This is a genomic window from Variovorax sp. UMC13 (genome assembly GCF_014170375.1).
Classification (GTDB): domain Bacteria; phylum Pseudomonadota; class Gammaproteobacteria; order Burkholderiales; family Burkholderiaceae_C; genus Variovorax.
In genome coordinates this window covers 46,135-63,854 of the sequence record NZ_LZZW01000019.1, presented here as the reverse complement: position 1 = coordinate 63,854, position 17,720 = coordinate 46,135, and the positions used below count along the sequence as shown (strand labels likewise).

The following is a 17,720-nucleotide window of genomic DNA, read 5'->3' as shown; positions in this document are numbered from 1 at the left end:
CTTTTCCATGCCCTCCGCCGACACCTCCGCCGTGCAGGCGCTCTACACCGCGCACCACGGCTGGCTCAGCACCTGGCTGCGCCGGCGCCTGGGCTGCGCGCACAGCGCGGCCGACCTGGCGCAGGACACCTTCGTGCGCGTGCTGCTGCGGCCGCAGGCGCTGCCCACGCTGCGCGAGCCGCGCGCCTACCTCACGACCCTGGCCAAGGGCGTGGTCAGCGAGCACTGGCGCCGGCAGGCGCTGGAGCGCGCCTACCTCGAGGCGCTCGCGCTCATGCCCGAGCCGCTGGCGCTGTCGCCCGAGGAGCGGCTGCAGCTGCTGCAGACGCTGGACGAGATCGACGCCATGCTCGACGGCCTGGCGCCCAAGGCGCGCGAAGCCTTCGTGCTGTCGCAGCTCGAAGGGCTGGGCTATGCGCAGATCGCCGAGCGCCTGGGCGTCAGCGAACGCACGGTCAAGCGCTACATGGCGCAGGGATTCGAACGCTGCCTGGCGGTCATGGAATGAGCGCCCTGCCCCCGCCCGCGCCCGACGCCGCCGTGCTGCGCGAGGCCGCGCAATGGCTGGTGCGGCTGCACTCGGGCCGCGCGCGCGAAGCCGATCACGCGGCTTGCGCGGCCTGGCGCGAGGCGGACCCGGCGCACGAGCGCGCCTGGCAGCGCGCAGAGCGGCTGTCGCAGAAATTCGGCGCCGTGCCCTCGGGGGTCGGCGTGCCGGTGCTGGCGCGGCAGGTGCGCGGCAACCGCCGCGCCGCGCTGCGCACGCTCGCCCTGCTCGCCACCGCCGCGCCCGCCGCCTGGCTGGGCTGGCGGCTCGCGCCCTGGGAAGCCTGGACCTCCGACCACCGCACCGCCACCGGCGAACGGCGCGAAGTGCAGCTGGCCGACGGCAGCCGCGTGCTGCTCGACACCGGCAGCGCGATCGACGTGCGCATCGACGCCGGGCAGCGCACGCTGCGGCTGCGCGCGGGCGCGATCCAGGTCCGCACCGCCGCCGACGCACGTCCCTTCGTCGTCGAGACCGCACTCGGCCGGCTGCGTGCCCTGGGCACGCGCTTCACGGTGCGCCAGGACGGTGACGAAGCGCAGCGCGAGATCCGCCTGGCCGTGACCGAAGGCGCGGTCGAAGTCACCCTGCGCGGCGCCTCGTCGCCCGCGCTGGTGGTGCCGGCCGGCCGGCAGACGCTGCTGCGCCACCAGGGTGCCTCGCCCTTGACGGCCGTGTCGCCCGAGAGCCAGGCCTGGACCCAGGGCGTGCTCTACGCCGAGAACCTGCGGCTGGCCGACTTCTGCGCCGAGCTGTCGCGCTACCGGCCCGGCCTGCTGCACTGCAGCCCGGAGGTGGCCGAGCTGCGCATCTCCGGCGCCTTCCAGCTGCGCGACACCGACTACGTGCTGTCGATGGTGGCCAGCACGCTGCCGGTGCAGGTGCTCACCCGCACGCGCTGGTGGGTGACGGTGCTGCCCATCTGAAATTCTTTCGCGTCCGCCTGTCCCTTTTCCTGCGTTCGTCGGGCAAGCCATGGAGCCGTGCTGTGAGCGCGGCAAGAACAGGACCCAGGAACCATGGCATTGCATCCCTCCCGCACCGCGCCCGCGCGGCTCACCTCCCTCTCCATGCCCACGCGCCCGAGCGCCGTGGCCCAGGGCGTGCGCACGCTGTGCCTGGCCTTCGCGCTCGGCGCCGCGGGCGCCGCGATGGCGCAGGCGGGCGCGCCGGCCGCCGCCAGCGCCAGCTCCGACATCCCCGCCGGCGCGCTGGGCCCGGCGCTCTCGCGCTTTGCCGCGCAGGCCGGTGTCACGCTGTCCTTCGAGCCGTCGCTGGCCGAAGGCCGCCAGACCGCGGGCCTGCGCGGCAGCCATGCGGTGGGCGACGGCTTCGCCCGCCTGCTCGCCGGCACGGGGCTCGACGCCGTGCCGCGCGCGGGTGGCGGCTACACGCTGCGCCCGTCGCCACCCGGCGCCAGTGCCTCCGCGCCGGGGAACGCCGTCACGAACACGCTCAGCGAAGTGCGCGTCACCGCGCAGGCCGAACGCAGCGCGACCACCGAAGGCTCGGGCTCCTACGCCAGCCGTGTCGTGACCGTCGGCAAGGGCGAGCAGGCGCTGAAAGAGATCCCGCAGTCCATCACGGTCGTCACGCGCCAGAAGATGGATGACCAGAACCTGAACACCATCGACGAGGTGCTGGCCCAGACCACGGGCATCACGATGTACGACAGCCCGATGGGCGGCCGCTACGTCTACTCGCGTGGCTTCCGCGTCGACACCTACCAGTTCGACGGCGTGAACCGTGCCTTCTACTACCCGCAGGCCAACAACTTCACCAGCAATGCCGCCACGCTGGACCGCGTCGAGGTGGTGCGCGGCGCCACCGGCCTGCTGCAGGGCGCGGGCGCGCCCAGTGCGACCATCAACATGGTGCGCAAGCGGCCGACGGCCGAGAAGCAGCTGCAACTGTCGGCCAGCGCGGGCTCGTGGAACAATCTGCGCACCGAGCTCGACGCCAGCGGCCCGATCAACGAGGCCGGCACGCTGCGCGGCCGCGTGGTGGCGAGCGCCAACGACCGCGACTACTTCTACGACACCGCCAAGAGCCGCACCGGCGTGCTGTACGGCGTGCTCGAGGCCGACATCGGCCCGCGGACCCTGCTCACCCTCGGTGCCAGCCACGAGAAGCTGAAGTCCACGCCCTTCTTCCAGGGCCTGCCGCGCTACAGCGACGGCGCCGACCTGCACCTGCGCCGATCGACCGCGCTGATGGCCGACTGGAACCGCTGGAACAGCGAGCAGCGCACGGTCTTCGCCGAACTCGCCCACCGCTTCGATGCCGACTGGTCGCTCAAGCTCACGGCCGGCTACGTGCGCGAGCAGCACGACATCAAGTACGCCTTCGCGCTCGGCGCCGTCAACCCGCGCACGCTGGCCGGCAACGTGATGTATGGCGGCCTGTTCGACTTCGAGACCGACAACAAGACGCTGGACCTCGCCGTCGACGGCAAGTTCGATGCCTTCGGCCGGCGGCATTCGCTGAGCTTCGGCGCCAACACCGGGCGCATGGTCAACCACAGCGACTTCGCGCTGATCCAGATGGTGGGCGTGGCCAACAACGTGTTCGATCCGGTCTCGGCCATCGCCGAGCCCAGCGCCGCCACCTTCGCCGCCAACAGCTACCGCGGCGGCGACACCATCACGCGCATGACGCAATCGGGCGCCTACGGCGTGGCACGCCTGAGCCTTAGCGACCCGTTGACACTGGTCGCCGGTGCGCGCGTGACCCGCTACACAGGCAGCAGCCGCGACCGCGCGACCGGCGCCGACACCAGCGAGCCCTTCCGCGAGAGCGGCGTGCTCACGCCCTACGGCGGCCTGGTCTACGCGCTGAACCCGCAGTGGTCGGCCTATGTGAGCTATGCCGACATCTTCCAGCCGCAGAACGCGATGACGGCCGGCGGCGACCTGCTGCCGCCCATCAAGGGCCGCAACTACGAAGCGGGCCTGAAAGGCGAGCTGTTCGACGGCAAGGTCAATGCCTCGCTCGCGCTGTTCCGCATCGACCAGAACAACCGCGCGCAGGAAGACCTGCTCAACGTCTGCACCCGCAGCACCTATTGCTCGGTGTCCACCGGCAAGGTGCGCAGCCAGGGCCTGGATGCGGAGATCAGCGGCGAGCTGGCGCGGGGCTGGCAGGTGTTCGGCGGCTACACGCTCAACCACTTCAAGTACCTGGACAACACCGCCAACGCCGGCATCGATTTCGCGAGCACCTACTCGCCCAAGCACATGCTGCGCGTGTGGACCGACTACCGGCTGCCGGGCGCGCTCAACGCCTGGACGCTGGGCGGCGGCGTGAACTTCCAGACCGCCAGCACGCGCACCACCGGCGCGATCACGCTGGAGCAGGCCTCGTACGCGGTCTGGGGCGCGCGCGTCGGCTACCAGATCAACCGCCACTGGTCGGCCTCGCTCAACCTGGCCAACCTGTTCGACAAGAGCTACTACCAGACCATCGGCGCGCCGGCCTGGGGCAACTTCTACGGCGAGCCGCGCAGCGTCACGGTGAGCCTGCGCGGCAGGTTCTGAGCACGATCTCGACGCCCGGGATCGGGCGTCGATGTCGACTCACAGCTTCGGCGTGTACTTCAGCGTGAACATCACGTTGCGCGGATCACCGTAGTAGTTGCTGCCGTCCGTGCCGTTGTAGGAAGGGATGTAGTAGCGCTTGTCGAACACGTTGTTCAAGTTGACCGCGACCGACACGGTCGGCGTCGCCTGGTAGGCGATGCGGGCGCCCCACACGGCGAAGCCCGGCACCTGGAAGGCGCGGTCGAAGCTCAGCGCGCGGCTCTGCAGGTTCACGCCGCCGCCGATGCTGAGCCGGCTCCAGGCGCCCGGCAGCCGGTAGTCGGCCCACACGCGCACCAGGTGCTTGGGCGTCCAGGTGCCGAAGACCTGGCCCTTGTATTCCGCGTCCTCCAGGTACCGGGTCGTGTTGAAGGTGTAGCCCGCCGCGAGCTGCAGGCCGCGCAGCACCTCGCCGCTGACTTCGGTCTCGAAGCCCTGGCTGCGCACCTTGCCCGAGGCGTTCGAGCAGTACCAGCCGTCGCAGGCGAAGCCCGAGGCGAAGTCGGTCACGGCGCGGTTCTTGTGGTCGTAGCGGAAGACGGCGAAGGAGGTGTTCACACGCCCGTCCATCAGCTCGCCTTTCAGACCCAGTTCGTAGTTGCTGCCGAGCACCGGCTTGAGCACCGCGCCGGCCGCGGTGCGCGCGGTCTGCGGCTCGAAGACGTCGGTGTAGCTGGCGTAGGCCGACCACTGCTTGTTCAACGCCTGCACCAGGCCGACATAGGGCGTGACCTTGCCCGAGGCGCTGCTGGGGCTGCGGTAGTCGTCCAGGGGCTGCGCGTACACCGAGTCGTACCAGCTCACGCGGGCGCCGACGACGGCCGTGAGCGAGTCGCTCAGGCCGGCGCGCCAGGTGCCGTAGAGGCCCTTCTGCCGCACGTCGTAGCTGCTTCGGGTGCTGGACCCGCGCGCGGCGATGCTGGCGTAGTCCTGCCATGGCCGGTCGTGGTCGATGTCGAACACGTTGACGCCCCGGGTCCAGACCCGCGCATAGGCATCGTCGGTGGTGTACTTCGAGTAGTTGGCGCCGATCACGACTTCGTGCGGCATGGCCAGCGCCTCGAAGCGGCCGCGCAGGTAGACGTCCAGCCCGCGCTGCCGGCCGCGCAGGTCGGTGGCGAAATCGCCGTAGTTGGGGCCGCTGCCGTCGGCGTTGACGACGCCCGCGATGCGCTGGTGCACCGAACTGTTCGTCTCGTTCATGCCGAGCGCGGAGGCCTTGAACACCCAGCGGTCGTTGAAGCGGTGCTCGAGGTCCGCATAGACGCTGGTCTGGTCGTTGTAGGCCCGGTTCCAGTTCGCGCCGGTGAAGGTCGAACGTGGCAGTCCGATGTCGCGGGTGTCGCGGTAGCGCGGCAGGCCGATGAAGGTGGGGCGCGAACGGCTGTGCTTGTTGCTCACGCCCAGGCCGACCGTGGTGTCGGCATCGATGTCGTAGTCGAGTGCCGCGTAGCTGGAGCGGGTGCGGCTCCACACGCTGTCGATGAAGGAATGGCCGCGGTCCTCGTCGAGCACCAGCCGGCCGCGCAGCGTGCCTTCGGCATTGAGCGGGCCGCCGGCATCGAGCTGCACGCCGTAGCGGTCCCAGGAGCCGGCCTTGCCGGTCAGGCTCACGGTGCGTTCGGCCTGGCCGCGCTTGCGCACGAAGTTGATCGTACCGCCGGGGCTGCCTGCGCCCTGCAGCAGGCCGGCCGCGCCACGCAGCACCTCCACGCGGTCGTAGAACACCAGCGACTCGCTGCCCCAGTTGCCCAGCGAGTAGGTGTTGCGCGGCACGGCCACGCCGTCGTACTGCATGGTGTCGAGCAGGAAGCCGCGCGCGGTCACCGCGATGCCCGTACCCATGCCCTGCGTGGCGACCAGGCCGGTGGTGTTGCTCACCACGTCGCTGAGGCTCAGCAGGTTCTGGTCGTCCATGCGCTGGCGCGTGACCACGCTGACCGATTGCGGGATGTCCTTGAGCGCCTGCTCGGTCTTGCCGATGGTCGTGGCGCGGGTCGCGTAGGAGCGCGTGCCTTCGGTGGTCGCCGCGCGCTCGGCCTGCGCGGTGACGGTGACCGAGGCCAGGGTGCTGCCGCTAGCCTCGGTGTCGCCGGCCACGGCACGGCGCAGCGCGAAGGCACCGCCCGCGCCCCCGGTCACCTCGAGGCCCGAGCCGGCCAGCAGGCGCGCGAAGCCGTCGCGCACGGTGAAGCCGCCCTCGAGGCCGCGCGTGCTCTTGCCCTGCACCAGGGCCGGCGGCACGGTGATGCTCACGCCGGCCGCGGCCGCGAAGCCGCCCAGGGCCTCGTCGAGCGGGCCGGCGGCGATGCGGTACACCTTCTGCGTCTCGGCCGCTGCCGTGGCGGCGGCGGCCGGCTGTGCCGAGGCACCGGCGGCGGCCAGGCCCATGGCCAGCACGGCGGCATGGACGGCCAGCGAGAGCACGCGGTGCGAAGGGGTGTGGCGAACGAAAGCGGAAGGTCGGCGGCGGGCCATGGATTTCTCTCTCCGGAAAGGTGTGAAGTGGTTGTTCCTCAAGGCTTCACACGCGAGAGAAGGAAAAGGGACACGGCGCGACAGTTTTTTTCTAAATGCCCCGCGACGCATCGAGGCACGTCGGGCTCAGCCGCCCGGTGCGACGACCGTCACCCAGTAGCGTGTGCGGTAGCGCACGTCCACCGGCAGTGCCTGCGGCAGGCTGTCGAGCACCGGGCCGGTGTCGCGCAGTTGGAACACGCCGGAGATGCGCAACTCGGCCACGGCCGGGTCGCAGCGCAGCACGCCGGGCCGGTAGCGGCCCAGCTCGGCCACGAAGTCCTGCAGCCGCATGTCGCGCGCGCGCAGGATGCCGCGCGACCAGTCGTCGACCTGCGGCCCCGCGGGCGTCACCGCGTCCACCGCGTGCGAGGAGAAACCGGCCTGCTCGCCCGCCTGCACCACCACCGGCCGGTCGGCGGCGCGCTCCGGCCGCACCTCGACCGCGCCTTCGAGCACCGCGACGTGGCTGCGGCCCTCGTCGAACTGCCGTGCGACGAAGCGCGTGCCCAGCGCGCGCAGCCGGCCCTGCGCGGTCTCGACCACCAGCGGCCGGTAGGCGGGGTGATCGGGCGGCACCGCATCGGGCGCGGTCTCGACCAGGATCTCGCCCGCGCGCAGGCGCAGCAGGCGCAGATGGTCGTCGTAGGCCACGTCGAGCGCGGTGGCGGTGTTGAGCACCAGGCGCGTGCCGTCGGGCAGCCGCAGTTCGCGCCGTTCGCCGGTCGCGGTGCGGTGCGCGGCCAGCCATTCGCGCGCGGGCACGGCGCGCCAGGCCAGCCAGCCCGCGGGCACGGCCGCGACCAGCAGCGCCAGCGCCTTCACCGCCGCGCGCCGGTCGGCACGCATCGCGCGGCCGAGCACCGGCGCGGCCAGCATGCGGGGCAGCAGGTCGAACTTCAGGCTCACGCGCTCGGCGCGCTGCCAGGCGAGGTCGTGCGTCGGGTCGGCCGCGCGCCAGTGCGCCCAGCGCCGGCGGTCGGCGGCCGTGGCCTCGCCGGAATTCAACAGGAAGAACCATTGCGCGGCCTGCAGGGCCACGTCCTCGCGGATGGCGCTCATTCGCTGGCCAGCAGGATGCAGCGCGCCATCGCCTCGGCCATGTAGCGCTTGACGGTGCGCTCGCTCACCGCGAGCTTTGCCGCGATCTCCGCATAGCCCAGGCCTTCGAGCTGCGCCAGCAGGAAGGCCTGGCGCACGGCGGGCGCCAGGCCGTCGAGCATGGCGTCGATCTCCTGCAGCGTCTCGAGGATGATGGCCTGCTGCTCGGGCGAGGGCGCCATCGGCTCGGGCAGCGCGCCCAGCGCCTCGAGGTAGGCCTGCTCGAGCGAACGCCGGCGGTAGAGGTTGGCCATCAGCCGCTTGGCGATCAGCGTCAGGTAGGCCCGCGGTTCGTGCAGCTGCCAGTCGCCCTGCTTCTCAGGCGTGTCGTCGGGGGCCGAGAGCAGGCGGACGAAAGTGTCTTGCGCCAGGTCGGCCGCATCGAAGGCATTGCCCAGTTTCTTGCGCAGCCAGCCCTGCAGCCAGCCGTGGTGCGCGCTGTAGAGCGTACGGATGTGCGGGTGCAGGGCAGGTTCGGCGGCGGACATGGCAGCGATGCGCGACGGCACACGCCGCCTTCAAACAAGAATGGTTCTCATTCTAGACTGAGCACCCACGCTGCCGGCCAGAAGGTGACGCGGAAGGTCACCGGTCCAGCCGCCGTCGCCCATCTCTGTCGAAACCGCCGCCGCTGAAGCTCGACTGAAAATTGTCGAAAGACGGCCGTCACACCCCTTCGTACAGGGTGCCCAGCGGATCGAAAACCAGCGCGCGCGGCGCATTGCCGCGCACCGCATGGATGGCCTTGAAGACCTGCTCCCGATCCTTGAATCCCATGGCGCTGCGGCACACCGCATCGCCATCGATGTTCCGAAGCTCCCACACCCAACGCCCACCCACTTCCTGAATCACCACGAACTTCATGTCGGCCTCCTCACAGAGTCGTCAAGCTCCCCGTTTTTAATTTTCAGCGAATGACGAGGTTGCGCCGTCGGACGGCACCGCCAATCGGCAGCATGGTCGGTCCTACGGTTTTCGGCCTATGTCCGCTCCTGCCTCAGAGTTCGGCGAAACCGGTCCGTCCGCTGTGGTCGCGGCGGCTCCAGTCGGCAATGAAATCGCGTGCCCGCGTCTCGAGCACCTCGGTGGCCGAGGCGGGATCATGGCGCTGCCCGACCAGCATGAGCCGGCAGCGGGGCAGGCCGGCCTGCGAGACGTCGGCATGGCCGGCGAGGAAGCCGTCGGGACCGGTGCCGGTGAGGTGGATGCGCACCGTCCAACCGTCGTCGTCGAAACGCCGGACCTCGGTTTCGTTGCGATCGTCTGGAGCTGGCAAGGCGCATCCTTTGGCATCAGGGGCCACCACGTGGCACGAAGCCTGAAGCTTAGCGTGTTGTTACAAAACGCGCATGCCTGCGCGGTCCTGCGCGCCGGCTGCGTGTTGGCCCACAGGGGCCCGGGCTGCAGCGGGCCAGAGTAGGTACTTTGATGTTTCAGGAGTCCTCCCCATGCCCACTCTTCTGCGATTGCTGACCAACGGAACGGTCCAGGACATCCAGCTCGATGCCGCGAGCGCCGTGCCGCGCCTCGGCGAGATCATCGAAACCGGCCTCGAGGAGGCGGCGCTGCAGCGCATGGAAGTGACCGAGGTGCGCTATGTGCTCGCCAACGGCACGCTGAACGCGGTGATCGAGTGCCGCCTGCCCACCGTGGGCCTCGCCAACCAGGGCCCCGAAACCACGCGCTGAGCCCGGCCGCGGGCGCGGCATCATCGGGGGATGCCAGCCTGCCCTTCCCTGCCCCCTTCTTGCGCGGCGATGCCATGAACTTCGACCGCCGCGTCTTCCTCCAATCCGGTGCCGCTGCGCTGGTCGCCCTGCTCGCCGAATCCGCCGTGGGTGCGCCGCGCCCGGCCTCGCCCGCGATGCTGGGCTTCAGCCCGGTGCCCGTGACGCTGCACGACGGCCTCACCCTGCCGGCCGAGTACGCGGCCGAGATCCTCTACCCGTGGGGCGCGCCCACCGGCATCATCGGCGCCATGCCGGCCTTCGCGCCCGACGGCAGCAACAGCGCGGCCGACCAGGCGCTGCAGGCCGGCATGCACCACGACGGCATGCACTTCTTCCCGCTCGGCACCGACGGCCGGCGCGGGCTGCTGGTGATGAACCACGAGTACACCGACGAGCGCTGGCTGCACACCGACGGCGTGGACCGCTGGACCGCGGCGAAGGTGCGCAAGTCGCTGCATGCGATGGGCGTGTCGGTGATCGAGATCGAGCGCGCGGCCGATGGCTGGCGCCAGGTGCTGCCCTCGCGCTTTGCCCGCCGCATCCACGGCGCGACGCCGATGCGCATCGCCGGCCCGGTCGCCGGCACGCCCTGGCTGCGCACCGCGGCCGACCCCGAGGGCACGCGCGTGCTGGGCACCTTCGCCAACTGCGCGATGGGCGTCACGCCCTGGGGCACTTACCTCAGCTGCGAAGAAAACTTCCACGGCTACTTCGGCGGCCCGAAGCAGGCCGCGGCCCAGGCCACGCCGGCCCAGAGGCGCTACGGCACCGTGGCCGGCACGCAATGGGTCGAGTACTGGCGCTTCGACGAGCGCTTCGACCTGTCGAAGCATCCCAACGAGCCGAACCGCTTCGGCTGGGTGGTCGAGATCGACCCCTTCGACCCCCGGTCCACGCCCGTCAAGCGCACCGCGCTGGGCCGCAAGCGCCAGGAGAGCGCGACCTGCCGGCTGGCCCGCGACGGCCGGGTGGCGGTCTACATGGGCGACGACGCGGCCTTCGAGTACATCTACAAGTTCGTGAGCCGCGACACCGTGCGCCCGGGCCAGGATGCGGCGGCGCGCGCGGCCAACCGCACGCTGCTCGACCACGGCACGCTCTACGTCGCGCGCTACGACGCCGACGGCCGCGGCCGCTGGCTCGAGCTCACGCACGGCCGCGGCGGCATCGACGCCGCCAACGGCTTCGCCGACCAGGCCCAGGTGCTGCTGCATGCGCGGCTCGCGGCCGACGTGGTCGGCGGCACGAAGATGGACCGGCCCGAATGGATCGCGGTGCATCCGCAGACCGGCGAGGTCTACGTCACGCTGACCAACAACATCCTGCGCGGCGAACCCGGCCAGCCCGCGGCCGACGCGGCCAACCCGCGCGAGCGCAACGTCTCGGGCGGCATCCTGCGCTGGCGCGAGGACGAGGGCGACGCCGCGAGCCTGGGCTTCGCCTGGGACCACTTCGTGCTCGCCGGCGACCCCGCGCAGCCCGGCGCGGGCGCGCGCTACCCGCAGGCCGATGCCGACGCCTTCGGCTCGCCCGATGGGCTGCACTTCGACAGCGGCGGCCTGCTCTGGGTGCAGACCGACATGGGCAGCACCCAGCGCAACGGCAGCGACACCCAGGCGCCGATGGGCAACAACCAGCTGCTGTGCGCCGACCCCGCGAGCGGCCGCATCCGCCGCTTCCTGGTCGGCCCCAACGGCTGCGAGATCACCGGCTGCGTGCTCACGCCCGACCGTCGCACGCTGTTCGTCAACGTGCAGCATCCCGCCGAACGCGTCGATGCGGCCACGGGCGCCCTGCTGCCCGCCTGGCCCGACGGCGCCACGCCCGTCAGCACCCGGCCGCGCTCGGCCACGGTGGTGGTGCGGCGGCGCGATGGTGGCATCGTCGGCAGCTGAGCACGATCATTCGAAGAAGACAAAGGAGACCGCCATGCCCGTTCACATCGTCCGCCTCGGCAGCCCGCGCGGGCCCGGCGAAGGCCTGCGCATCGGCACCGTGCGGCGCCCGCCGCGCGGCGTGCCCAAGACCGAGTTCGCCAGCCAGGACTGGTACGACGTCTGGTACCCCAACCTCGCGCCCTCGGCCGAGACCATGAAGCTGGGCCAGCATGCCGAGACGCCCGCGCAATGGGCCGTCTTCACCCGCCACTACCAGCGCGAGATGGCCGAGCCCGACGCGAGCCGCAGCCTCGACCTGCTGGCCGCGCTGTCGCAGCAGACGTCGTTCGCGGTCGGCTGCTACTGCGAGGACGAGGCGCGCTGCCACCGCTCGCTGCTGCGCGGGCTGCTGGCGGCGCGCGGGGCGGAGATCGCGGGCTGAGCCGGTCTTTGCTCAGCGCGAGGCCGGGTCTGCGCCGCTGAGCATGCGGCAGAAGGCGTCGATGGTGGCGTCCCCGCAGGTTCTCTCGGGCACGGTGTGGCGGTACATGATGTAGCCGTCCATGGCCATCACCACCATGTGCGGGAGGTCGGTGCCGCGCACCAGTGCATGGCGCTCGGCGGGCAAGGCGTCCAGCAGCATGCGTTCGATCTCCTGCTCCATCCAGCCGATGAGCCCGGTGCGGTATTCGTCCGAGGGCGTCGCGGTCGAGATCGCCTGGATCACGTTGTTCGCGAAGCCCTCCTCGTGCGCCGGCAGCTCGCGCCAGAGCACCTCGAAGATGCGGCGCAGCCGGCGCGCGGGCGAGCGGCGGCCGCGCAGTTCCTGGTCGAGCGCTGCGAAGCGCTCGCGCATCCAGGGGTCGTGGATGGCGTAGAGGATCTGCAGCTTCGACGAGAAGTACGAATACACGTTGGGCGGCGAGATGCCGGCGCCGCGCGCGATCATCGGCACGGTGGTGCTGCTGTAGCCGTTCGCCTTGAACAGCTTGAATGCCGAAGCCAGGATCGCGCTGTGGATCTCTTCCTTCTTGACCTGGGACATGGCTCAACCCGCCGCGGGCCGGAAGGCGACGGCCTCGACCTCGATCTTCCAGGCCACGTCCAGCAGGCCCGCCACCAGCACCAGCGTGGAGGCCGGCCGGTGCTCCCCCAGGTGGCGCAGGCGGATCGGCCGCATCGCCGCCGCGTCGGCGCGGTCGACCAGGTAGGTGGTGGTCTTCACCACATGTTCCATGCCCATGCCGGCGCCGCGCAGCGCATGCAGCACGTTGCCCCAGGCCAGTTGGGCCTGCGCTTCGAAGTCGGCCGGCGCGACACCCCGCGCGTCGATGCCGACCTGGCCGGCGACGTGCACCCAGGCACCGGGCCCCTCGACGAGCGTGGCTTGGGAATAGGGACCCGCGGGCTGCGGGAGTTCGGTGGGATTCAGGTAGCGCATGGCAGAGAGGGAGAAAGAGGTTGGGAGAGCAGGTGATCGAGGGCGAGCGCGCTGACTTCGGCGCTGCGCTCCAGCATCGGGTTGTGGCCACAGCGGCCGAGCAGCATGAGCCGGCAGTCCGGCAGATGGTCCAGCAGGTGCAGCGCACTGTCGCGGTAGGGCACGGGCCGGTCGTCGCGTCCATGCACCAGCAGCACGCTGGCCTGCACCTGCGCAAGCAGTTCCGGTGCCAGCCATGCGCTGCGCAGATTGAGTTCCTTGCCCGGCGCCATCATCGCGTCGAAGTGGGCGCCGAGCCCATCGCGCGAAAGCAGGTCGAAGCGCGCATCGACCTGCGCATCGCTCAGCGCGGCGGCGTCGTGCACCGCGCCCGTCATCGCGAGGCGCAGCGCTTCCCTCGAGGCGGGCGCCTGCCAGAAACGGTCGAGCGCCGCATTGAGCGTGCGCGCCCCGCCGCCGGCACCGGTGCCCACGATCTTCCGCACCGCGGGTGAGCCGGCCGCGGCGCCCAGCGCCACGGCCGCACCCAGCGACTGGCCCCAGAGGTCGACGCGCGGCGCGCCGATGCGCGCGATCGCCGCCCTCGCCTGCCGTACCCAGAGCGCGAAGTCGAAGAACGGCGGTGCGGCCTTGCGCGGCGATGCACCAAAGCCGACCAGGTCGATCCCGTAAAGGGTGCGATGCGCAGCCAGCGCGGGCACGACGGCGCCGAAGTTGGCCGCGAAGGAGGTGCCGGGGCCGATGCCGTGGATCAGCAGCAGCGGCGGGCCGCTGCCCTCGGTGTGAACGGCGAAAGAGCCGCCTTCGAAGTCCCAGTTCTCGGTTTTCATGGATATGTGGCGTGTGCGTGGCACGCGGGTTGCTTTACCGAATGCTAGTCGGTTTTGACTGTGCATGGAAGCACGAGGCCCCGAAGCCTCTTCGGCCATGGAACCTATGGACACCCCACGACGATGACAGCAAGAACCTTGATCGCCTGCGGCGAACTCTTCGACGGCATCTCCGGCCGCGCCGTGCCCGACCAGACCCTGGTGCTCTACGGCGACACCATCGACTGGGTCGGCCCCACCGCGCAGGCACCCACCGCGCAGCCGGGCGACACGCGCATTGACCATTCGACCCGTTTCGTGATGCCCGGCATGGTCGACTGCCATGCCCACATCTCCTACGGCAACGCGCTCACGCAGGAGGACATCGACCTCTACGCGACGATGGAATTCCGCACCCTGCGCTCGATGGTCGCGGCGCAGGCGATCCTCAAGTCGGGCTTCACCTCGATCATGGACCCGGCCTGCTCCGGCCTGATCGCACCGGCGGTGCGCGATGCGATCAACGTCGGCCTGGTGCAGGGCCCGCGCATCACGGCCTCGGGCCGCGCGCTCACCACGCAGCAAGGCCTCTACGACTGGTACCCGTCGTGGGTGGGCGTGCCGGAACCCTCGACCGGCGTGCTGACCGGCTCGATGGACGAAGCCATCCGCATCATCCGGCAGCAGGCCAAGGACGGCGTCGACGCGATCAAGCTGACGATGGACGGCATCCATGCGCGCCGCAACGGCGGCGGCCTGATCGCGGCCTACACCCAGGCCGAGACCCACGCCATGGTCGACGAGATCCATCGCCTAGGCAAGCTCGCGGTGGTGCACGCGCGCGGCCGAGAAGGCGCGCTGTACGCGGCACGGGCCGGCGTCGACGTGATCTTCCACGCCTCGAACATCTGCGACGACGGCATCCAGGCCGCGCTCGACCACGGCACGTACCTCTGCCCTTCGCTCGCGCTGCTGGTCAACAACATCGAGTTCCACGAGCCCACCGACGCGTCGGCGCCCTGGTGGCCCGACATCCAGCGCCGCGAGCTCGAGGCCGCATCGCGCAACCTGCAGCGAGCGCGTGCCGCGGGCGTCCGCTTCCTCTCGGGCTCGGAGTCGGGCTTCGCCGTCACGCCGCACGGCGAGTGGGGCGCGAAGGAGCTCGAGGCCCATGTGCGCCATGTCGGTTTCACGCCGGCCGAGGCGATCTGCTGCGCCACCGTGGAAAGCACGAAGCTGCTGCGCGAGCGCGACAAGCTGGGCGGCCTGGTGAAGGGCAAGCTGGCCGACATGGTGGTGGTCGACGGCGATCCGCTGGCCGACATCACGGTGCTGCAGCGGCGCGAGGCGATCCACGCGGTGCTGCTGGGCGGCAAGCCGGTGGACCTGACGCCCGCGCCCACCCATGCGCGCCATTTCTCCGAGTTCTCGCAAGCCATGTGGAGCCGCGTCTACGACCGCGCCTACGTGGCCTCCCATCTTTCCTCCAAGGCCGCCGACGCCGCGCGCCGTCAACCCGCCTGAGCCTCACCATGATGCAGTTCCCCCTCACCATCGCCGGCGTCACGACGCGCGTGCTCCAGGCCGGCCACACAGGCCCGGCCGTGCTCTTCGTCCACGGCCTCTCGACCCGCGCCGACCGCTGGCGTGCCGTGCTGGAACACACGGCCACGCTGGGCTTTCGCGCCATCGCCTTCGACCTGCCCGGTCATGGCCTGGCCGACAAGCCGGCCGACTTCGACTACAGCGCTTCCGGCCTCGCGCGCTTCACCCTGGGCGTGCTCGATGCGCTGGAGATTCCCCACGCGCACCTCGTCGGCACCTCGCTCGGTGGCCACATCGCCGCGCTGGCGGCCCTGGCCGCGCCGCAACGTTGCCAGAGCCTCTACCTGGTGGCGCCGCTGGGCCTGGCGCCGATGACGCCCGAGACCGGCGAGGCGATCCGCCGCGGCGTGCGCAACGTGTCGATCGAAGGCGTGCGCGCCAAGCTGGCCAACGTCTTCATCGACAGCTCCTTCGCGACCGAGGACCTGATCGTCGAGGAGTCGCGCATCAACGGCTCCGTCGGCGCGCTCGAGGCGCTGAGCGCGCTGGGCGACTACATCGTCGAGCGCCTCAACAGCGAACTCGTGAGCGATGCGCTGGTCGGCCTCGCCCGCACCCTGCCGGTCGGCCTGCTGTGGGGCGCGCACGACCGCATGGTGCCGCTGTCGATCGGCCATGCCACCGCCAACGCGCTGGGCCTGGGCGAACTGCCGGTGATGGCCGACGTGGGCCATGCGCCCTACGTCGAGCAGCCGGAGCTCTTCGTCGAACGCTGGAGCGCCTTCGCCGGCGCCGCGAAGGCGCACGCATGAAGCTCGCCGACATCCCGCTGCGCGTCGAAGCCGCGGCCGACCCGCTCGACCAGTTCCGCTGGCCCAACGCCGACTACACGCGCACGCCCTACCGGGTGTTCACCGACGAGGCCATCTACCAGCGCGAGATGGCTCGCGTCTTCCGCGGCCCGACCTGGAACTACCTCGCGCTCGAGGCCGAGGTGCCCGAGACGGGCTCGTTCAAGACGGTGCAGATCGGCAACGTGCCGGTGGTGGTCTCGCGCAATGCCGAGGGCAAGGTCACGGCCTTCGTCAACCGCTGCGCGCACCGCGGCGCCACCGTGGTGCGCCAGGAGTTCGGCAAGGCCGACGGCCATGCCTGCATCTACCACCAGTGGAACTACGACAGCAGCGGCGAGCTCTGCGGCGTGCCCTACCGCCGCGGGCTGAACGGCTGCGGCGGCTATCCCAAGGACTTCAAGCCGGCCGAGCATGGACTGGAGAAGCTGAGGGTCGCGCTCTACAAGGGCCTCGTCTTCGGCAGCTTCTCCGACGACGCACCGCCGCTGCTCGACTACCTGGGCGTGCACATCGTGACCCACATCGACCGCATCTTCGTCAAGCCGCTGAAGGTGCTGGGCTACCACCGCCAGCGCATCTCGGCCAACTGGAAGCTCTACTTCGAGAACATCAAGGACCCTTACCACGCAGGCCTGCTTCACACCTTCATGGCGACCTTCGGCGTCTACCGGTCGACGCAGAAGGGCCACACGCTGGTGAGCCCCGGCGGCGGCCATGCGGTCGTCTACTCGATCACCAACACCGACAGCAAGGAGAGCGTGCTCGAGGCGTACAAGGGAACAGACAACAAGTACCAGGCCGACTTCGCGCTCAAGGCGCCCGGGCTGCTGCAATGGGCGCCCGACTTCCACGACGGCATCGGCAACCTGATCGTCTCGGTGTTCCCGAACATGGTGATCCACCAGATCCTCAACACCTTCGCCACGCGCCAGGTGCGGCCGCTGGGGCCCGACGCGATGGAGCTCTACTGGACCTACTTCGGCTTCGAGGACGATGCCGCCGAGCGCACCGCCGCGCGCCTGCAGCAGCTCAACCTGGTCGGGCCCGCGGGCTACATCTCGATGGAGGACGGCGAGGCGATCCGGCTGGTGCAGCAATCCATCCGCGGCGAGAAGCCCGACGCGGCCTCCTTCATCGAGATGGGCGGCCGCGGCCCGATCGTCGATGCCGACCATGTGGTGACGGAAGTCTGCACCCGCGGCCTGTGGCAGCAGTACGCGCACACCATGGGCTTCGCGCCGGAGGTGTCGGCATGAACACCCACGACCGCGTGCTGGCGCTCCAGCTGCGCTACGCCCATGCCATCGACGACGATGCGCTCGAGCTGTGGCCCACCTTCTTCGTGCCCGATGGCCGCTACCGCGTGATCCCGCGCGAGAACCATGCGCGCGGCCTGCCCGCCTGCCTGATCGACTGCATCGGCACCGCGATGATGGAAGACCGTGTGGTGTCGCTGCGCACCGCCAACATCTACAACATCCATTTCGACCGGCACCTGATGTCGCCGCCGCTGGTCGAGCCACCGGCGGACGACGGCACGCTGCGCGCGCGCACGCAGTTCCTGGTGATGCAGTCGGACCAGTCGGGCGTGAGCAAGCCCTTCGCCACCGGCGTCTACCTCGACTGGATCGAACTGGCCGGCGAGAGCGCGCTGTTCCGCGAGCGCACCGTCATCCTCGACAGCTACGGCATCCCCGAGCTGCTCGCCACCCCGATCTGAG

The 17,720-nt window shown here is 70.6% G+C and carries 18 protein-coding genes; 10 read left to right on the top strand and 8 right to left on the bottom strand.

Going from position 1 to position 17,720, the window contains the following annotated elements; all coding sequences use genetic code 11:
* The first annotated feature begins 7 nt into the window (after window positions 1-7).
* From A9977_RS17170 to A9977_RS17160, 3 genes are all read left to right on the top strand, one after another.
* Window positions 8-508 carry a sigma-70 family RNA polymerase sigma factor gene (locus tag A9977_RS17170; RefSeq protein ID WP_183026085.1) on the top strand — a complete coding sequence of 167 codons (501 nt, stop codon included), beginning with the start codon at window positions 8-10 and terminating at the stop codon, window positions 506-508.
* Window positions 505-1,473: a FecR domain-containing protein gene (locus tag A9977_RS17165; RefSeq protein WP_183026084.1), complete on the top strand. Its 969-nt coding sequence runs from the start codon at window positions 505-507 to the stop codon at window positions 1,471-1,473. Before A9977_RS17170 ends, A9977_RS17165 begins: the two co-directional genes overlap by 4 nt.
* 93 nt (window positions 1,474-1,566) lie before the next feature.
* Window positions 1,567-4,083, top strand: coding sequence for a TonB-dependent receptor (locus tag A9977_RS17160; protein ID WP_259652014.1), 2,517 nt, complete (start codon window positions 1,567-1,569; stop codon window positions 4,081-4,083).
* A gap of 39 nt (window positions 4,084-4,122) precedes the next feature.
* Here the strand turns inward: A9977_RS17160 and A9977_RS17155 are convergent, their stop codons facing one another.
* From A9977_RS17155 to A9977_RS17135, 5 genes are all read right to left on the bottom strand, one after another.
* Complete coding sequence (locus A9977_RS17155; RefSeq protein WP_183026083.1) at window positions 4,123-6,603, bottom strand: TonB-dependent siderophore receptor; 2,481 nt, start codon at window positions 6,601-6,603, stop codon at window positions 4,123-4,125.
* Between the two features lie 126 nt (window positions 6,604-6,729).
* Window positions 6,730-7,704 (bottom strand): FecR domain-containing protein, encoded by a 975-nt coding sequence (locus A9977_RS17150; RefSeq protein ID WP_183026082.1) that lies wholly within the window; start codon window positions 7,702-7,704, stop codon window positions 6,730-6,732.
* A complete protein-coding gene (locus A9977_RS17145) occupies window positions 7,701-8,231 on the bottom strand; it encodes a sigma-70 family RNA polymerase sigma factor (RefSeq protein WP_183026081.1) in 531 nt (176 codons plus the stop codon). Before A9977_RS17145 ends, A9977_RS17150 begins: the two co-directional genes overlap by 4 nt.
* 178 nt (window positions 8,232-8,409) lie before the next feature.
* Window positions 8,410-8,607 carry a DUF1508 domain-containing protein gene (locus A9977_RS17140; RefSeq protein ID WP_183026080.1) on the bottom strand — a complete coding sequence of 66 codons (198 nt, stop codon included), beginning with the start codon at window positions 8,605-8,607 and terminating at the stop codon, window positions 8,410-8,412.
* A gap of 133 nt (window positions 8,608-8,740) precedes the next feature.
* The gene (locus A9977_RS17135; RefSeq protein ID WP_183026079.1) at window positions 8,741-9,019 is read right to left on the bottom strand and encodes a hypothetical protein; all 279 of its coding nucleotides are present in this window, start codon (window positions 9,017-9,019) and stop codon (window positions 8,741-8,743) included.
* 172 nt (window positions 9,020-9,191) lie between these two features.
* On the opposite strand from A9977_RS17135, the gene A9977_RS17130 reads away from it, so the two are divergent.
* The 3 genes from A9977_RS17130 to A9977_RS17120 all read left to right on the top strand — a co-directional run bounded on the left by A9977_RS17130 (window position 9,192) and on the right by A9977_RS17120 (window position 11,792).
* Entirely contained in the window at window positions 9,192-9,431 is a 240-nt protein-coding gene (locus A9977_RS17130) for a hypothetical protein (RefSeq protein WP_183026078.1), read from the top strand.
* A gap of 74 nt (window positions 9,432-9,505) precedes the next feature.
* Window positions 9,506-11,368 (top strand): PhoX family phosphatase, encoded by a 1,863-nt coding sequence (locus tag A9977_RS17125; RefSeq protein WP_183026077.1) that lies wholly within the window; start codon window positions 9,506-9,508, stop codon window positions 11,366-11,368.
* Window positions 11,369-11,402: 34 nt separating this feature from the next.
* Complete coding sequence (locus A9977_RS17120; protein WP_183026076.1) at window positions 11,403-11,792, top strand: DUF488 domain-containing protein; 390 nt, start codon at window positions 11,403-11,405, stop codon at window positions 11,790-11,792.
* Window positions 11,793-11,804: 12 nt separating this feature from the next.
* Here the strand turns inward: A9977_RS17120 and A9977_RS17115 are convergent, their stop codons facing one another.
* The 3 genes from A9977_RS17115 to A9977_RS17105 are packed head-to-tail and all read right to left on the bottom strand — an operon-like array spanning window position 11,805 to window position 13,621.
* A complete protein-coding gene (locus tag A9977_RS17115; protein ID WP_183026075.1) occupies window positions 11,805-12,395 on the bottom strand; it encodes a TetR/AcrR family transcriptional regulator in 591 nt (196 codons plus the stop codon).
* A gap of 3 nt (window positions 12,396-12,398) precedes the next feature.
* Entirely contained in the window at window positions 12,399-12,791 is a 393-nt protein-coding gene (locus tag A9977_RS17110; RefSeq protein ID WP_183026074.1) for a RidA family protein, read from the bottom strand.
* Complete coding sequence (locus tag A9977_RS17105) at window positions 12,779-13,621, bottom strand: alpha/beta fold hydrolase (protein WP_183026073.1); 843 nt, start codon at window positions 13,619-13,621, stop codon at window positions 12,779-12,781. The genes A9977_RS17110 and A9977_RS17105 overlap by 13 nt, the downstream gene beginning before the upstream one ends.
* Window positions 13,622-13,744: 123 nt before the next feature.
* On the opposite strand from A9977_RS17105, the gene A9977_RS17100 reads away from it, so the two are divergent.
* From A9977_RS17100 to A9977_RS17085, 4 genes are read left to right on the top strand one after another with little or no spacing between them, the layout of a single operon-like run.
* Window positions 13,745-15,124: an amidohydrolase family protein gene (locus A9977_RS17100; protein WP_183026072.1), complete on the top strand. Its 1,380-nt coding sequence runs from the start codon at window positions 13,745-13,747 to the stop codon at window positions 15,122-15,124.
* An 8-nt stretch (window positions 15,125-15,132) separates the two neighbouring features.
* Entirely contained in the window at window positions 15,133-15,957 is an 825-nt protein-coding gene (locus tag A9977_RS17095) for an alpha/beta fold hydrolase (RefSeq protein WP_183026071.1), read from the top strand.
* Window positions 15,954-17,255, top strand: coding sequence for a Rieske 2Fe-2S domain-containing protein (locus A9977_RS17090; RefSeq protein WP_183026070.1), 1,302 nt, complete (start codon window positions 15,954-15,956; stop codon window positions 17,253-17,255). Before A9977_RS17095 ends, A9977_RS17090 begins: the two co-directional genes overlap by 4 nt.
* Window positions 17,252-17,719: a nuclear transport factor 2 family protein gene (locus A9977_RS17085; RefSeq protein ID WP_183026069.1), complete on the top strand. Its 468-nt coding sequence runs from the start codon at window positions 17,252-17,254 to the stop codon at window positions 17,717-17,719. The genes A9977_RS17090 and A9977_RS17085 overlap by 4 nt, the downstream gene beginning before the upstream one ends.
* The last annotated feature ends 1 nt before the right edge of the window (window position 17,720 follow it).

Bases quoted from the DNA above. Each gene is read 5' to 3' on its own strand.
- A9977_RS17170 (WP_183026085.1), top strand. From the start codon at position 8: ATGCCCTCCGCCGACACCTCCGCCGTGCAGGCGCTCTACACCGCGCAC.
- A9977_RS17165 (WP_183026084.1), top strand. From the start codon at position 505: ATGAGCGCCCTGCCCCCGCCCGCGCCCGACGCCGCCGTGCTGCGCGAG.
- A9977_RS17160 (WP_259652014.1), top strand. From the start codon at position 1,567: ATGGCATTGCATCCCTCCCGCACCGCGCCCGCGCGGCTCACCTCCCTC.
- A9977_RS17155 (WP_183026083.1), bottom strand. From the start codon at position 6,603: ATGGCCCGCCGCCGACCTTCCGCTTTCGTTCGCCACACCCCTTCGCAC.
- A9977_RS17150 (WP_183026082.1), bottom strand. From the start codon at position 7,704: ATGAGCGCCATCCGCGAGGACGTGGCCCTGCAGGCCGCGCAATGGTTC.
- A9977_RS17145 (WP_183026081.1), bottom strand. From the start codon at position 8,231: ATGTCCGCCGCCGAACCTGCCCTGCACCCGCACATCCGTACGCTCTAC.
- A9977_RS17140 (WP_183026080.1), bottom strand. From the start codon at position 8,607: ATGAAGTTCGTGGTGATTCAGGAAGTGGGTGGGCGTTGGGTGTGGGAG.
- A9977_RS17130 (WP_183026078.1), top strand. From the start codon at position 9,192: ATGCCCACTCTTCTGCGATTGCTGACCAACGGAACGGTCCAGGACATC.
- A9977_RS17125 (WP_183026077.1), top strand. From the start codon at position 9,506: ATGAACTTCGACCGCCGCGTCTTCCTCCAATCCGGTGCCGCTGCGCTG.
- A9977_RS17120 (WP_183026076.1), top strand. From the start codon at position 11,403: ATGCCCGTTCACATCGTCCGCCTCGGCAGCCCGCGCGGGCCCGGCGAA.
- A9977_RS17115 (WP_183026075.1), bottom strand. From the start codon at position 12,395: ATGTCCCAGGTCAAGAAGGAAGAGATCCACAGCGCGATCCTGGCTTCG.
- A9977_RS17110 (WP_183026074.1), bottom strand. From the start codon at position 12,791: ATGCGCTACCTGAATCCCACCGAACTCCCGCAGCCCGCGGGTCCCTAT.
- A9977_RS17105 (WP_183026073.1), bottom strand. From the start codon at position 13,621: ATGAAAACCGAGAACTGGGACTTCGAAGGCGGCTCTTTCGCCGTTCAC.
- A9977_RS17100 (WP_183026072.1), top strand. From the start codon at position 13,745: ATGACAGCAAGAACCTTGATCGCCTGCGGCGAACTCTTCGACGGCATC.
- A9977_RS17095 (WP_183026071.1), top strand. From the start codon at position 15,133: ATGATGCAGTTCCCCCTCACCATCGCCGGCGTCACGACGCGCGTGCTC.
- A9977_RS17090 (WP_183026070.1), top strand. From the start codon at position 15,954: ATGAAGCTCGCCGACATCCCGCTGCGCGTCGAAGCCGCGGCCGACCCG.
- A9977_RS17085 (WP_183026069.1), top strand. From the start codon at position 17,252: ATGAACACCCACGACCGCGTGCTGGCGCTCCAGCTGCGCTACGCCCAT.